The organism is Micromonospora sp. NPDC050187, assembly GCF_044459745.1.
Taxonomy (GTDB): domain Bacteria; phylum Actinomycetota; class Actinomycetes; order Mycobacteriales; family Micromonosporaceae; genus Micromonospora.
Genome location: NZ_JBITJH010000019.1, coordinates 44,692 through 59,794, shown reverse-complemented (window position 1 = coordinate 59,794; position 15,103 = coordinate 44,692). Strand labels below are relative to the sequence as shown.

At 70.9% G+C, this 15,103-nt stretch carries 12 protein-coding genes, 1 pseudogene and 1 riboswitch; of the genes and pseudogenes, 9 read left to right on the top strand and 4 right to left on the bottom strand.

The window, feature by feature from the left end:
* Positions 1–85 precede the first annotated feature (85 nt).
* Positions 86–1,612, top strand: coding sequence for a hypothetical protein (locus ACIBJE_RS24835; RefSeq protein ID WP_396752220.1), 1,527 nt, complete (start codon positions 86–88; stop codon positions 1,610–1,612).
* A 62-nt stretch (positions 1,613–1,674) separates the two neighbouring features.
* Here ACIBJE_RS24835 and ACIBJE_RS24830 read toward each other — a convergent pair whose 3' ends face one another.
* Entirely contained in the window at positions 1,675–2,736 is a 1,062-nt protein-coding gene (locus ACIBJE_RS24830) for an NAD-dependent epimerase/dehydratase family protein (RefSeq protein ID WP_396752217.1), read from the bottom strand.
* Positions 2,737–3,016: 280 nt separating this feature from the next.
* Here ACIBJE_RS24830 and ACIBJE_RS24825 point away from each other — a divergent pair, with 280 nt between their 5' ends.
* The 7 genes and pseudogenes from ACIBJE_RS24825 to ACIBJE_RS24795 form a co-directional block, all read left to right on the top strand.
* Complete coding sequence (locus tag ACIBJE_RS24825; RefSeq protein WP_396752214.1) at positions 3,017–4,333, top strand: molybdopterin-dependent oxidoreductase; 1,317 nt, start codon at positions 3,017–3,019, stop codon at positions 4,331–4,333.
* Positions 4,326–4,778: a hypothetical protein gene (locus ACIBJE_RS24820; RefSeq protein ID WP_396752211.1), complete on the top strand. Its 453-nt coding sequence runs from the start codon at positions 4,326–4,328 to the stop codon at positions 4,776–4,778. The genes ACIBJE_RS24825 and ACIBJE_RS24820 overlap by 8 nt, the downstream gene beginning before the upstream one ends.
* Positions 4,779–4,865: 87 nt before the next feature.
* A riboswitch (cobalamin riboswitch) is annotated at positions 4,866–4,989 on the top strand.
* A gap of 310 nt (positions 4,990–5,299) precedes the next feature.
* Complete coding sequence (locus tag ACIBJE_RS24815; RefSeq protein WP_396752209.1) at positions 5,300–6,889, top strand: ABC transporter substrate-binding protein; 1,590 nt, start codon at positions 5,300–5,302, stop codon at positions 6,887–6,889.
* Complete coding sequence (locus ACIBJE_RS24810) at positions 6,886–7,908, top strand: ABC transporter permease (protein ID WP_396752206.1); 1,023 nt, start codon at positions 6,886–6,888, stop codon at positions 7,906–7,908. The genes ACIBJE_RS24815 and ACIBJE_RS24810 overlap by 4 nt, the downstream gene beginning before the upstream one ends.
* A complete protein-coding gene (locus ACIBJE_RS24805; RefSeq protein WP_396752203.1) occupies positions 7,905–8,828 on the top strand; it encodes an ABC transporter permease in 924 nt (307 codons plus the stop codon). The genes ACIBJE_RS24810 and ACIBJE_RS24805 overlap by 4 nt, the downstream gene beginning before the upstream one ends.
* A complete protein-coding gene (locus ACIBJE_RS24800; RefSeq protein ID WP_396752200.1) occupies positions 8,825–10,522 on the top strand; it encodes an ABC transporter ATP-binding protein in 1,698 nt (565 codons plus the stop codon). The genes ACIBJE_RS24805 and ACIBJE_RS24800 overlap by 4 nt, the downstream gene beginning before the upstream one ends.
* Before the next feature lie 280 nt (positions 10,523–10,802).
* Positions 10,803–11,294: pseudogene (locus ACIBJE_RS24795) on the top strand (hypothetical protein); the annotation flags it as partial.
* Positions 11,295–11,389: 95 nt separating this feature from the next.
* Here ACIBJE_RS24795 and ACIBJE_RS24790 read toward each other — a convergent pair.
* On the bottom strand, positions 11,390–11,923 hold the full coding sequence (locus tag ACIBJE_RS24790) for a hypothetical protein (protein ID WP_396752358.1): 534 nt from the start codon (positions 11,921–11,923) through the stop codon (positions 11,390–11,392).
* A gap of 170 nt (positions 11,924–12,093) precedes the next feature.
* On the opposite strand from ACIBJE_RS24790, the gene ACIBJE_RS24785 reads away from it, so the two are divergent.
* A complete protein-coding gene (locus ACIBJE_RS24785; RefSeq protein ID WP_396752198.1) occupies positions 12,094–12,912 on the top strand; it encodes an SAM-dependent methyltransferase in 819 nt (272 codons plus the stop codon).
* Positions 12,913–13,096: 184 nt separating this feature from the next.
* Here ACIBJE_RS24785 and ACIBJE_RS24780 read toward each other — a convergent pair whose 3' ends face one another.
* Together ACIBJE_RS24780 and ACIBJE_RS24775 are read right to left on the bottom strand one after the other, a co-directional pair.
* Complete coding sequence (locus ACIBJE_RS24780; protein ID WP_396752343.1) at positions 13,097–13,735, bottom strand: N-acetylmuramoyl-L-alanine amidase; 639 nt, start codon at positions 13,733–13,735, stop codon at positions 13,097–13,099.
* 220 nt (positions 13,736–13,955) lie between these two features.
* Positions 13,956–14,978: a hypothetical protein gene (locus ACIBJE_RS24775; protein WP_396752195.1), complete on the bottom strand. Its 1,023-nt coding sequence runs from the start codon at positions 14,976–14,978 to the stop codon at positions 13,956–13,958.
* Positions 14,979–15,103: the final 125 nt, after the last annotated feature.

Sequence of the window (15,103 nt, the reverse complement as noted above, 5' to 3'; positions counted from 1 at the left end):
TACCGCACCGACACTTCTTACCATCGTGTGACGTGCCGACGACTCGGCTGACGGGGCGCCGACCAGACCGTACCGTCCGGTCGACATGAGACCCGGTGCCACAGCTCTCCGTCCGCCCGGCTCCGACCGCAGCCCGACCCGCTACCGGGGTGACCTGCTCGTGCTGGGCCTCGAGGCGGCTCTGCTGGTCACCGCCGTGACGGTGGGCGTGGTGCTCAACCGCGCAGGGGTGGGTCTGTACGCCGACGCGGCGCCGCTCTACGCCACCTGGAGGCCACACCTGGGGTGGGGAACGCCGGCGGCGCTGGCAGTCGCGGTCGCCGTGGTCGGGCCCGGAACGGGGTGGGCCCGGACCGCCCGATGGGGCCCTCTGCTGTCCGTCGGCTACCTGGCGGCGGTCGGCTGGACGCTCGCTCTGGCGCTGGTCGACGGCTGGTCGGTAGGGCTGACGAGGCGGCTGACTCCGCAGGCGGAGTACCTGCACGAGGTGCCCCGGGTGACGGACGTCCGGCGGATGCTGGCCGGGTTCGCCGATCGGATCCTGGACTTCCAGCCGGACTCGTGGTCCACCCACACCGCCGGCCACCCACCGGGTGCCCTGCTGGTGTTCGTCGGGCTGGACCGGGTCGGCCTGGGCGGTGGCACGGCGGCGTCGCTGGCCTGCGTCCTGGTCGGGGCAAGCGTCGTGGTGTCCGTGCCGATCGCCTTGCGGGCCCTGGGCGCCGGCGAGGCCGCCCGGACGGTGCTGCCGTTCCTGGTGCTGCTGCCCGGAGCGGTCTGGGTCGGCGCCTCCGCCGACGGTCTCTTCACCGGCGTGACAGCCGCCGGTCTCGTGCTGCTGGCAGTACGGGGACCCGTGACCGCGTTGGCCGGCGGCGTGCTGCTCGGCTTCGCGCTGTACCTGTCCTACGGCTTCGTGCTGGTCGCGCCCCTGGCCCTCGTCATGCTGGCGCTGCGCCCCAGCGGACGCGGCGTCGCGCTGCTCGCCGGCGCGGCCGGGGTGGCCACGGTGGTGGTGGCGTTCACCATTGCTGGCTTCCACTGGTGGCAGGGGTACGACCGGGTGGTCGAGCGCTACTACCAGGGTTGGGCGGCCGACCGCCCCTACGGCTACTGGGTCTGGGCCAACCTGGCGGCGCTGCTGCTCTCTGCCGGGCCGGTGGTCGGGCCGGCACTGCGCCGCACCCTGCGCTTGGCGCGGAGGGTCCGGCGGGCGAGTGCCGGACCGGCGGAGCTGACCGCGTTGGGTCCGCCGGTCGACGGTCCGGGGCGGGCCACCGTGTCGGAGCGGGACAGGTCCGACCAGCCCTGCGGATCGGGTGGCGGCCTGCGGGCGCGCGACCTCGTTCGCCACCGCCGGCTCGGCGCGCTCGTTCCTCGGATCGAGGCGCTCGGGCCGACCGTTCTGCTACCGGCCGCCGCAGTGCTGGCGGTGGCTGCCGCCGACCTGTCCGGCATGAGCAAGGCCGAGGTGGAGCGGATCTGGCTACCGTTCGCGGTCTGGCTGCTCGTCGCCGTCGCGCATCTGCCTGCCCCGGCGCGTCGCTGGTGGTTGGCCGGGCAGGCAGTCACCGCTCTCGCCGTCAACCACCTGCTGTTCACCGTCTCGTGAGCCGGCGTGATCCAACGTCCGGCCGCCGGCCGGCCGCTGCTGCCGGTGGGCGGGCGGGCCGCTCAGGCTGACACGGCGGCGGTTTCTCGCAGAGGGTCGGTGGCGAAGGCGGTCACCCCGTCGACGAAGCCGACCCGGGCGGTGTACCCGAGCAGTTCGCGCGCGCGGCCGGGGTCGGCGACCACGTGCCGCACGTCGGCGGTCCGGGTCCCGCCGACCACCACCGGTGCCGGCCCGCCCATCGCCGCGGACAGGGCGGTGGCCAGGTCACCGACGGTGTGCGGCTGGCCGGAGCAGACGTTCACCGCTACCAGACCGTCCGGGGCCGGAGCGGTCAGCGCCAGCATGTTCGCGCGCGCCACGTCGGTGACATGCACGAAGTCGCGCCGCTGCTGGCCGTCCTCGTAGACCCGGGGCGGTCGGCCGTCGGCCAGTGCCGACCGGAAGATCGATGCGACCCCCGCGTACGGGGTGTCGCGGGGCATCCGGGGGCCGTAGACGTTGTGGTAGCGCAGCGCCCACACCCCTGCCCCGGTCTGCCGGCTCCACGCGGCGGCCAGGTGTTCCTGGGCCAGCTTGCTGGCCGCGTACGTGCTGCGGGGCTCCAGTGGGGCGTCCTCCGGCACGAGCGCCGCCGTGAGGGCACCGGCGCACACCGGACAGGTGGGGTCGTACCGGCCGGCGGCCACGTCGGCCTGGCGACGTGCTGCCGGTCGAACGATTCCGTGCCGGGCACACGTGTAGCGCCCTTCACCGTAGACCACCATGGAACTGGCCAACACCAGACGAGACACGCCGGCCCGGTGCATCGCCGCCAGCAGCACCGCCGTGCCGTAGTCGTTGTGGCTGACGTAGTCGGGGGCGTCCGACGGGTCCAGCCCGTGCCCGACCATCGCCGCCTGGTGGCAGACGGCATCGACCCCGGCCAGCAGGTCGTCCAGCAGCCCCGGATCGCGGACGTCACCGACCACCGGATCGTGCCGGCGAAACCACTCGGGCAGCACGCTCCCGTGTGTCTGCGGCAACAGCGCGTCCAGGCACACCACCCGGTGCCCCTCCGCGACGAGCAGGTCCGCGACCTGCGATCCGATGAACCCGGCGGCGCCGGTGACGAGTACCCGCATTCCCGTCACGCTAGGACAGAGCGACGGCCGTCGGTGCCGGTTCGACTCGGACGTCAGCAACTCGTAGTAACCGGACCTTTCGCCCTGGGTAATGCCGCAAAGCCCGCCTGCGAGCGGCGTTGACGGCTAGCGTCCTGATCGAAAGCCCGTCGCGTCCGGTTCGACGCCCTCACGGACTGGAGGATCCGTGCCAGCCGACCCGCCGTCCCACGATCCCACTGCGGGAGCCGACTGCGGTGAGCCGAGACGCACGTCCGACGGGCCCGGGCGGTCGGCCGAGGTGGCCGGCACGCGGGTGTACGCCTACCCGGCGCGGCTGTGGCGCGCGTTGGACCGGCATCGCCCGCCGGGGGCCGCCGCCACCGCCGACGCCTGGCGCAGCCCGGTACGCGGCCCGTGGTTGACCTCCGTGTTCGGCGTCGTCCTGCTCGCCACGCTACCGCTGGTGATCATCACCGGACTGCTGGACTGGATAGCGTACGGCCCTCGGCTCGGCCAGGCCCTCCCCAGCGACGTGGGCTGGTTGCACCCTCCCGTCTTCGACTGGCCGACCCGCCCCGCCTGGCTGTTCCGACTCACCCAGGGCCTGCACGTGACGCTCGGCATCGTGTTGGTCCCGGTGGTGGTGGCGAAGCTCTGGTCGGTGGTGCCCAAGCTGTTCGACTGGCCGCCGGCCCGCTCGGTGGCCCAGGTACTCGAACGGCTGTCGCTGCTGCTGTTGGTGGGCGGAATCCTCTTCCAGACGGTCACCGGACTGCTCAACATCCAGTACGCGTACCTGTTCGGGTTCGACTTCTACACCGCGCACTGGTACGGCGCCTGGATCTTCACCGCCGCCCTGGTCACGCACGTGGCGATCAAGCTTCCTCGGATGATCTCCGCGCTGCGGGGCCCGAGCATGGCGCGTACCACGCTGGGGGAGACCAGGCCGGAGCCGGCGGATCCGGACGGGCTGGTAGCCCGACGGCCCGGCCCGGCGACGATGAGCCGGCGTGGTGTTCTCGCCCTGACCGGGGGCGGCGCGTTGCTGTTGGCGGCGCTGACCGTCGGGCAGACCATGGACGGAGTGCTGCGCAGGACCGCGCTGCTGCTACCCCGGGGCCGGCAGCCCGACGAAGGACCGAACGGATTCCCGGTCAACCGGACCGCGGCCGCGGCCGGTGTCCGACCCGCCGACACCGGGGCCGAGTGGCGGCTGACGGTGCGCGGCGGCGACCGCACGGTGGAGGTGGACCGCGGCGGCCTGCTCGCGATGACGCAGCACACCGCAGACCTGCCGATCGCCTGCGTCGAGGGCTGGTCGACGGAGCAGACCTGGACCGGGGTGCGGCTACGGGACCTCGCCGCTCTGGTCGGCGCGCCCGACAACGCCCTGGCGAGGGTCGAGTCGTTGGAACGGGTCGGGCTGTTCCGTCGGGCCCGGTTGCAGGCCAACCAGGTCCGCCACCCCGACTCGCTGCTCGCCCTGCGGGTCAACGGGGTCGACCTCTCGGCCGATCACGGCTACCCCGCGCGGATCATCGTGCCGGCGCTGCCCGGCGTGCACTGCACGAAGTGGGTCCGGAGAATCACCTTCGAGGAACGGCCCGATGACTGAGTTCCGGCGTGGCTACGGTGCCGCGCCCTGGCACCTGCTGCTCCTGCTCGGCTGCTTCGCGCTGACCGGCTGGATAGCGCTGCGGCTGTCCGGGGAGCCGACTGCGGGCCGGATGCTGCTCTGGTTCCTCGGCGCGGTCATTGTCCACGATCTGCTCCTGTTCCCGGTCTACGCACTGGTCGATCGGACGCTGCGTGCCGTGATGGGCCGTCCGGACCGCCGCTCTGCGCTGAACCACGTACGGGTGCCCGCGCTCGCCTCCGGGTTGCTCCTGCTGGTCTACCTTCCCGGCATCCTCGGACTCGGCGGGGACACCTACACGGCCGCGACCGGCCTGATCCCGCAGCCGCTGCTGGCCCGCTGGCTGGCGGTCAGCGCGGCGATCTTCGCCGTCAGCGCGATCGTCTACGCGCGCCGGTGGGCACGGCTCGGCCGTTCCGGATGACCGCGATCGCGGACGTGGCGCAGGACACAGTCGACAGTCCTATGCGGATCACAGCATGCCCTTGCTAGGGTCAGCCCGCGACGTGTGAGGGAAGCCGGTGTGAATCCGGCATGGTCCTCGCCACTGTGACCGGTCAGTGATCCCCGAGTAGGCCACTGGGCGCAAGCCTGGGAAGGCCGGGGCGAACGTTGATCCGGAAGTCAGGATACCTCCACTCGTACTCATCGGCGATGATCTACGAAGGATGGATCAGATGCACACCTCCTCGTCCGGTGCTCGCGCGTCAACCGCTGTCTGCCTGGTTGCGCTTCGAACGACGCTCCCGTCGGAGTCGGCCCCGGAGCCGCTGAGTTGCCTGCACGGTGGGCTGTCCTGACTGCTGTGGGGCGCCCGTTGCGCCCAGCGCGGTGCTGTCCGCCCGTGTGTCTTCTCGGGTCCGCGATTCCTTCACCCTGCCGCCGGTCGGTCCCTGCGGCAGACCGTTGCGGGCTCCACCTTCGCCCGAGCAAGGAGCTTGTGACGTGAACAGACGCAGCGACCACGCGGGGAGGGCCGCCGACCGGCGCGCGTTGCTCAAGAGTGTGCTGTCCGGCGCTGTGCTGCTCGGTGTGCCCGGACTGACCGGATGCCAGACGCAGGAACCGACGGCAGCGCAGGGCGGGGCACCCCGCCGTGGCGGGAACCTGCGGGTCGTCACCTCGGGGGCAAGCACCACCGACGACGTGCTCGACCCGCATCTGGCCGGGTCGTGGGGCGGTGGAGCGGTGGCGAAGAACATCTTCGACAAGTTGGTCGCCTACAACGACGACCTGACCCTGCGCCCCCGGTTAGCCGAGCGTCTGGAGCCGAACGCCGACGGCACGGTCTGGCGGATCGTGCTGCGTAAGGGCGTGCTCTGGCATGACGGCAAGCCGCTGACCGCCGATGACGTCCTCTGGAGCGTCAAGCGGATCATCGACCCGGCGAACAAGCTACCGGCCGCCGCCGACCTCGCCATGGTCGACCTCGCCGGATCCCGCCGCGTCGACGACCTGACGGTGGAGTTGCGCATGAAGCAACCGATGGCCGACCTCGGGGCGCTACTGGCAGGCTGGTACGTCTACGTGATCCAGAACGGCACCACCAGCTTCGACCGGACGCACCCGCCCGTCGGCACCGGCCCGTTCCGGTTCGACAGCTGGACGCCGGGCGAACGAACCCGTCTGGTGCGCAACGACCGGTACTGGGAGCCGGGAAGACCCTACGTCGACAGCGTGGAGATCCTCCTCGCTGCGGACGCTGACGCCCGACTCAACGTGTTCCTCTCCGGGCGGGCCGACGTCGTGCACCAGTTGTCCCACGTGCAGGCCAAGGCCCAGCAGGGCAACCGGAAACTCGGTATTCGTCAGTCACCGGTCGGGACCATGCACGCGTTCAACATGCTCATCGACCGCGAACCGTTCGACGACCCCAGGGTGCGCGAGGCGTTGAAGCTGACGGTGGATCGCAAGGCCATCGTCGACGCGGTGTTGTTCGGCTACGGCGAGGTCGGCAACGACCTGTACGGCAAAGGCGCACCGAACTACGCCGACTCGATCCCGCAGCGACCCCACGACCCTCAGCGCGCGCGGGCGCTGCTCCGCGAGGCCGGCAAGGAGAACCTGAGAGTCACCCTGCACACCGCCGATGTCACTCCCGGGTACGTGCAGGCGGCGCTGCTCTTCGCCGAGCAGGCCAAGCAGGCGGGCATCACCATCGAGGTGGTGAAGTCCGAGCGGTCGTCGTACTGGACCGACGTGTACCTCAAGCAGCCCTTCACCCAGACCGGGTGGGGTAGCTACGCCCTGGAGTGGTTCTACGGCCAGGCGGTCGTGTCCGACGCGCTCAGCAACGAGACCGCCTGGAAACGCCCGGCGTGGGACGCGAAGTTCGCCGTCGCACGCGGCACCATCGACCCGGCGCTGCGCAGGGAGCGGTACCTGGAACTGCAACAGGAGTTGTGGGCCGACGGCGGCTACATCGTCCATTCCTACGCCAGGTGGCTCGACGGGGTCAGCCCCAGGGTGCAGGGCTTCAAGGAGGCGACCGTCGCCAGCGACGACTGGTGCAACTACGCCGACGTGTGGCTGTGAACTCCGGCCCCGGGACCCGGCTGCCGTGGCGGGACCGCTTTCCGCTGTGCCGCCATCTCGCCGGACGCCTGCTGGGTGCCGTCGTGGTGGTCGCCGCCGCCTCGGTGGTGATCTTCGGGGCGATGCAGTTGCTGCCCGGCGACGCCGCCGACGTCCTCCTCGCCAAGGGTGCCGGCTCCGGCGGCGGCACCGCCGCGCAGAAGGCGGCCCTGCGTGCCGAACTCGGTCTCGACCGACCCCTGCCCGAGCGGTACCTGGACTGGATCAGCGGTGTACTGCAAGGCGACCTTGGTCGATCGGTGTTCTCGGGCCGGCCGGTCACCGAGATCATCGCCAGTCGGCTCCTCAACACCCTGACCTTGGCAGCGGTGGCGACCGCCGTTCTCATCCCGGTCGCGATCGGTTTCGGCGCCTGGTCCGGCGCCCGTGCCGGCCATGCCCGTGACCGGGCTGTCACCATCACCGCCGTGATCGTCGGCGCGCTGCCCGAGTTCGTCACCGCCACCCTGCTCATCGCGGTCTTCGCCTACGCCTGGCCGGTGCTGCCGGCCGTGTCCATGCCGGACCCCGGCGCCAACCCGCTGTCCGCGCCCGAGGCCCTCGTGCTGCCGGTCCTCACGCTGGTCGCAGTGATGGCCCCCCAGACGATCCGGATGGTCCGGGCCCAGATGGCCGAGGCGATGGCGTCGGACTACGTCAGAATGGCGCGCCTGCACGGCGTCGGCGAACGGCGCATCGTCACCCACCATGCCCTTCGAAACGCCCTCGCACCGGCGGTACCGCTCCTCGCGGGCAGCATCACCTGGCTGGTGGGCGGCATCGTCGTGGTCGAGACCGTCTTCAACTACCCCGGCATCTCGGCCGACCTGATCCACGCGATCGGACACCGCGACCTGCCCTACGTACAGTCCGTGACCCTGCTGTTCGCCGTAACCACCGTCATCGGCTACCTGCTGGCCGACCTGATCGTCATGGCGCTGGTTCCGAAACTGCGCAGCCGGCCAAGGCGGATCCGATGACGACCCGGTTGCCCCGAATCCGCCGACGGACCGAGGTCGCCGTCGCCGGAGCGGCCGTAGGGATCCTCGTGTTCGCGCTGGCCGGGCCGTGGTTCGCCCCGCACACCCCCACCGAGGTCGTCGGCCTGCCCTTCACCCCGCCCCGCCCCGGACACCCGCTGGGCACCGACTACCTGGGCAGCGACGTGCTCAGCCGCCTCCTGCACGGTGGGCGCACCGTCGTCGCGCTGTCGGCTGCCGCCACCGTCGTGGCCTACCTGGCCGGCACCGCCGCAGGGATCCTCGCCGGCCTCCGCCGCCGGGCGGACAGCGTCATCCTGCGGCCGGTCGACGTGCTGCTGGCCATCCCGCCGTTCCTGGTCCTCGCCGTACTCGCCACTGCCACGGGTCGGGGCACCCTCGTCGTCGTCACCGCCTCGGCCCTGGCCAACCTGCCCGGCATCATCCGGGTCGTGCGTGCGGCCACCCTGCAGGTGGCCGTCCGAGGCTACGTCGAGGTCGCGCTCGCCCGCGGCGAGTCCTGGCCCCGCATCGCCGTCCGTGACGTACTACCCAACATCGCCGCCCCCGTCCTCGCCGACCTCGGCTCCCGCACCGCCGGCACCATCGCGATGGTCGCCGGCGCCAACTTCCTCGGCCTCGGCCTGCAACCCCCCGCCGCGGACTGGGCGCTGATGGTCGCCGAGAACCGCACCGGCCTGGTTCTGCAGCCCTGGGCGGTTCTCGCCCCGGCCGTCCTCATCGCCGCCCTCACCGTCACCCTCAACCTGGGCGGCGACGAGATCGCCGCCCGGCTACGCCGTCGAGTCCGCGCCGTCACCGTCACACCTGGCCCCGCCGTGCCGCTTCACCCCACCGGCGCGGCCATCGGTCCCAACCCCGGCCGTGTGCCGGTCGTCGACGAGGTCAACCAGTCATGACATCGGACGCCGCCGAAACACCCACCCGCACTCCACCCCCCACCCGTCATCAACTCGCCGTCGCGGTCGACGGCCTACGCGTGCGCACCGACGCCGGTCAACCGATCGTCGACAGCGTTACCTTCGACCTCGCGGCCGGACATCTGCTGGCGCTCATCGGCGCCTCCGGATCGGGCAAGACCACCACTGCTCTGGCCCTGCTCGGCTGGGCCAATCCCGGCACCACCATCACCGCCGGTACTGTTCGGATCGAGGGCCAACCGATCCTGTGTCGTGCCGACACGGACCTCCGCCGGTTACGTTCCCGGCTGGTCAGCTACGTCCCCCAGGACCCGCTCCAGGCCCTCAACCCGGCCCGCCGCATCGGCCGGCAACTATCCGAGATCCTGCGTGCCCATCAGCGCGCCCGCGACGCCGACGCCGTCATCGGCCGCGCCCTCGACCGTGCCAGGCTCCCCACCGATCGGCGGTTCCTGCGTCGCTACCCGCACGAGCTCTCCGGCGGCCAACGCCAACGCGTCGTCATCGCCCAGGCCCTGCTCCTCGAACCGGCGGTCATCGTCCTTGACGAACCCACCACCGGCCTCGACGCCGTCACCCAACACGAGTTCCTCACCCGCCTGGACCGCCTCCGTGCCGAGACCGGCGCAGCCATGGTGTACGTCACCCACGACGTGGCCGCCATCGCTCCACACGCTGATCGGATCGCCGTGCTGCACGACGGCACCATCGTCGAGCACGACGACACCCGCACCGTCCTTCGTCGGCCGCGGCACCCCTACACCCGCCACCTGCTCGACACCGTCCCCGACCCCCACCGTCCCGCGCCCGTGACGACCAGGCCGGCCAGCGCCGCCGGCCCCCCTGCCACCTCGCCCGCGGTTCTCCAGGTGAGAGGACTGAGTGTCACTCACCGCGACGGTCACCAGCGGCTCATTGCGGCCGACAAGGTCGGCCTCGACCTCGCCGCCGGTTCCTGCCTGGCGCTCGTCGGTGCCTCCGGCTCCGGCAAGACCACCATCGGCCGCTGCATCGCCGGACTGCTCCGTCCCGACGCCGGCACCATCACCCTGCGAGGCACGCCCCTCGCCCCAACCGCCCGCAGGCGCACCGTGGCCCAACGCCGCGCCATCCAGATCGTCTTCCAGAACCCCGCTGACTCACTCAACCCTCGTCGCACCGTCGGCACCGAACTCGCCAGGGTCGTCCGGTACTTCGACACCGCCGGAGATGCCCCCGTGGCGCAGCGCGTCACGGACCTGCTGGACAACGTCCGACTACCCCACGACGTGGTCCACCGGTATCCGGGGCAGCTCTCCGGTGGCGAACAGCAGCGTGTCGCCATCGCCCGTGCCCTGGCCGCCGACCCCGACGTCCTGGTCTGTGACGAGATCACCTCCGCCCTCGACGTCTCCGTCCAGGCCACCGTCCTGAATCTGCTCGCCACGCTGCGCCGGGAGCTCGAACTCAGTCTCCTGTTCATCACCCACGACCTCGGTGTCGTCTCCGCCATCGCCGACCAGGTGACGCTGCTCGACCACGGTCGGGTGCAGGGCACCGGCCCCACCCGCCACCTGCTTGACCAGTCCGACCACCCGGTCGCGCGCCGTCTGCTCGCGGCAGCGCCCAGCCTGAGCCGTGCTTCCGCCGGGGTCGGGGGCACGGCCACCACTCGGAGTGCGCGACCGCAGTAGGCCACCGTCGACCACACCCGTGCCGCCCGCCCAGCCCAGCCGGGGCGGCCATCAGCGGGGGGCCTCCGGTATCCGGCGTCTCCCGCTCGGGTCAGTAGCCGAGGGCGGCACCGTTGCCCCCGGGGATCCGCGGCGGCCTCCACCAGTCCTCGCTGATGGTCGATCCCGGCTGGCGTGGACGTGGCCGTTGTTGTCGTCCCACCTGGGCAGAGTCTGGCTGGCCCTCGGCAGCACGGGCGGGGAGGGCCAGGCACAGACCCACGTCAGGGTCATGACCCGCATGACCGGTGCTTGCGGGACGGCGGAGGAAATGGTTCCGGGGCATACGAACCTCATCGGGTACCGATTGCCGGACGGGACGCTGAGTACCGACGCCCCCGCACCGGCCGTCGCCCCCAGCTACCAGGCCCACTGCAGCTGCGGCTGGGTCGGCACCAGCGACTACCCGGCCGCCGAAGAGGGACGATGGATGGCCACCTCCGAGTGGGCCGGACACATCCGGCCGATCCTGGCCAGCACACCGCCCGGCTGCCTGCTGAACCGCTCCGACACCCTCCGGGACAACGTCGCCGAGCTGGCCACCACCTGGCCGTTGCAGGCACTCGGTGTCCTCGCCGAGGTGGAACGCTGGCAACGGCCGCTGATCGAACGCGCCGTGGTGGCGGCGCGGGAGGCCGGACTTTCCTGGGCCGAGATCGGCAGCGCGCTCGGCATCAGCCGGCAGTCGGCGCACGAGCGGTTCCGCAACGTCGCACCGTCCAAGCCACCCGCCGAAGCCCCCGGGGACGCGCTAGCTGACCCCCCGTCAGCTCACGCCTCGGGGCGCGTGTCGGTCGATCGGCACGTCACCGCCAACCAGTACCTGGGTCAGGGGTTCAGGTCGGCCCACTGGGCCTGCGTCAGCAGGCCCCCATGCTCCAGCCGGTGGGTGACCTCGGTCTTCGTGGCCGCGTCCAGCGTCTCGGGCAGGTTCTCGAACGAGGTGGGCAGGACATCCAGCAGGGAAGAGACCTGCTGGCCGTCTCGCATCGTCAACAACAGCATGCACCGCCAGTGCGGCGAAAACTCAGGCCGGTGCTCAGCCCGGTGCACCAGCACCGGCCACAGGTAGTGCACCGCTCCGGGATCAGCGAACTCCACCAGCCATCCGGCGCCGTGATTGCGGTTCAGCCCGCACTCGATCGCCTCCGCATCGAGCCGGATCAACTCCGACGTGTCGACCGCCTTGACCGTACGTGGAACACCTGAGCGCACCGCGCGAGTCTCCCATCCGAGACGAGCCAGCCCGACACCTGACGCCGGCGGCGGCCACACCTGCTCACCACCGTCCGTGGAGCCTTGCGTACCACGATTGGGCAGGCTCCCTTCGTCGCCGCTCGGGTCGTCGATGACGAACAGCATCCGTAACCGGTGCAGCTGTGGCGTCTCGCCGGGGACGGGCGACGTTGCCTGACTCGGCGCTGGTGTGAATAATCCGAGGTCGAGATCATGTTGTTGTGCTCCGCTGGGCTGCCAGTTCACATCGGATCCGGACGAACCATGTGGACGCTTCAGGAAGGATCTGAGAACAGGTGACCACGGACAGCTCAGGCCAGTCGGACAGCTTCGATCCCTTCGTCCCCACCGCTGCGGGCATGTACGACTACTACCTGGGCGGCACAGCCAATTTCGCAGCTGATCGCCGGGCCGCGAACAAGGTGCTCGCAGCGGCTCCCGAGGTGATTCTCATGGCTCGGGAGAACCGTGGGTTCATCCGCCGTGCGGTGCGGTTCCTGGCCCGCGACGCGGGTATCCGCCAGTTCCTCGACATCGGCAGCGGCCTGCCCACCCAGGGCAGCGTCCACGAGATCGCCCAGGCTGAGGCGCCGGACGCACGCGTGGTCTACGTCGACAACGATCCGAATGTGCTGGCCCGTTCGCGCGCCTTGAAGACCACCGAAGCCAAGACCACGAGCATGATCACGGCGGACCTGCGCGACCCGGACGCCATCCTCAACCACCCCGACACCCGGGCGCAGATCGATTTCGACCAGCCAGTGGCCATCCTGCTGGTGGCCGTCCTTCACTTCATCGACGACGAAGCTGACCCGTACGCGATCGTCGCCCGCCTCCGCGACACCATGGCCCCGGGTAGCTACCTCGTCATCAATCACGCCACCGCCGACCCCAGGCCGGACAGTGCTGGCGGCGCCGCAGAGGTCTACAAGAACACCAGGTATCCGGCCACCCACCGCACGCGCGATCAGGTCGAACGCTTCTTTGACGGCGTACACCTCGTCGACCCCGGCCTGGTGTTCGTCTCCGAATGGCGGCCGGACACCGTGACCGATGTCACTCCGGAGGAGGTCTGGATACTCGGCGGCGTGGGCCGGAAGCCGACTGTGGACTGACCTCGGTCGTTCACGGACCAGCGCCGCCCACCGGGCGTCGGCAGGTCGCCTCGTCACCGCCAAGGTGGCCACGAGGTCTCCGGTGATGAGTTCTTCCTGGTGGTTGAACCACCTACCGGAGACCTCACTGCCTGGCGATCACCGACCCGCCGACGCCGGATCAGGCGATCTCCTTCTGAAATGCCTAGAGGCCGAGGTAGCTGGCGATGCCGTTGGCGTGCCCCCGGGCGGTGGCCGTGATGAAGTCGGCACGCTTGAGCAGGTTGGCGTTGGCCACGGTGTCGATGAAAAGGTTCTCGGTCAGGACCGCCGGCATGGCGGTCGCCCGCAGCACGTGGAAGTTCGCGGTCTTCATGCCGCGGTCGGTGACCGAGGCGACGGAGCGCATGCCCGACAGGACCCGGGCGTGGACCGCACTGTGCAGCGCGGCGGTGTTGCCGGTGCTCCCCGGGTACCGGTAAGTCTCGAAACCCGTACCGCCGCCGGAGTTGATGTGGATGCTGACGAAGATCGCGGCACCCCACGCGTTGGCGTCGTCGGTGCGGTACGTGAGACTGCGGGTGACGTCGGTGGTGCGGGACATCCGCACGTCGACGTTCCAGTTGGCCCTCAGGATGTCGCGGGTCTGGAGCGCGATGCTGAGGGTGAGGGCCTTCTCGGTCAGGCCGTTTCCGACCGCGCCGGGATCGGTGCCCCCGTGCCCGGGGTCGAGGTAGACCTTCGGGGCCGCCGCGTACGCGGTTCCGGCCGCCAAAGGTGCCGCGACGAGACCAGCGGCAGCGGCGAGCAGGGTGCGGCGGCGCGCTGAGGAGTTACCGATCATGAGCACCTCTCCACCAAGTAGGGTGCCGGGAGGCCGTTGTGGGCCGTCCCCTTACCCGTGCGGGCTGGCACGGCGTCACTGTAATGCATGTAGATATTTAAATAAATAGATGTAAGGCTGGTCGACGGAAGGGTCCCGCCACCGCAGGCGCCCGTCCCACGTGACGGCGAACGGCCTTGGGCCACCCAGTCGACCCGGCGGCCCGAAACACCATCCGGACTCAGGAACCCTGGGGCCGACCTTGTCCGGGCGCGGTCCCCTCCTGTCGGCTGGCGCGTCGTCTGGTTGCGGTGTTGGCGATGACCAGCAGACCGGGGACTGCGCCGAGCGACCAGATCGCGACCGACGGCCAGTGGACCAACCCGCCGACCGCTCCGCGGATGTCGGGAGTCTCCCAGACGACATAGGATGCCTGCTCGTCCGAGGATCGGCAGGTCAGCGCGTAGGTACCGGGGCCGGGAACGCTGAACGAGGCGACCCAGGCGTAAGAGACGGCGTCGGTGCCGTAGTCGCCGGGTGCGATCGTGACCAACTCCGCCGACCGACCGGCCAGACCGACGCCGGTGACCCGGCAGTCAGGCTCCTGCGGCGCGGGGCCCACCGCCAGGATGGCGTACCGGCTCGCCGCTGGCAGGTTCACCACCCCGGATTCGCGGGCTGCCGCAGCGTACGGCCCCACACCACCGTAGCCGGTCACGTCGTAACGGCTGGTGCTGTCCTCGGCACCCAGCTGCACCGTCACCGGTGCGAGGAGGACACCCACCACGGTGACGATCCCGCCGATGAGGTGGCCATGCCGATCCGACAGCCGACCGCGGCGCGGGCTGCCCAGGCCGATCACGTGACCGATGACCGCGCCGGCGGTCACCAGCAGGGCGCCGCTGGCCAGGACACCCCACCATTCGGCCGTACCTTGCAGCGGGATGCCCCATCGGTAGACGGCCATTGAGGCTCCCAGGAACACCGCACCGATCAGCGTGCCCACGGCGACGGCCCCCAGGAAGGCCGGGATGCTGCGACGCTGGCCGCCGTACCGGGTCCACCTCGCGGCCACCACGGCGGCGAGCACCGGCAGTGCCCCCAGGGTCCACCAGAGCGCCGTCGACACGTTCTGGCGTTCTTCCCACCGGTGGGTCACCTCGAAGAACACCAGCGGAGCCGGCAGGGTCACCGCGACCCATGCAGCCAGCCCCACCGGGCCAGGGAACGCTCGCCCCAGCGCCCGCCAGGTTGCCGCATCCATGCACCGATCATGCCCTGGCCATCCATGGGCCAGCAGCCACAGGGCCGGCGCGGTGACGGGCGGGCACGAGGTGGCACCGATGATCCTGATGTCGCGGGCGGTGAAACAGTAGGGGCCCTGCCGGA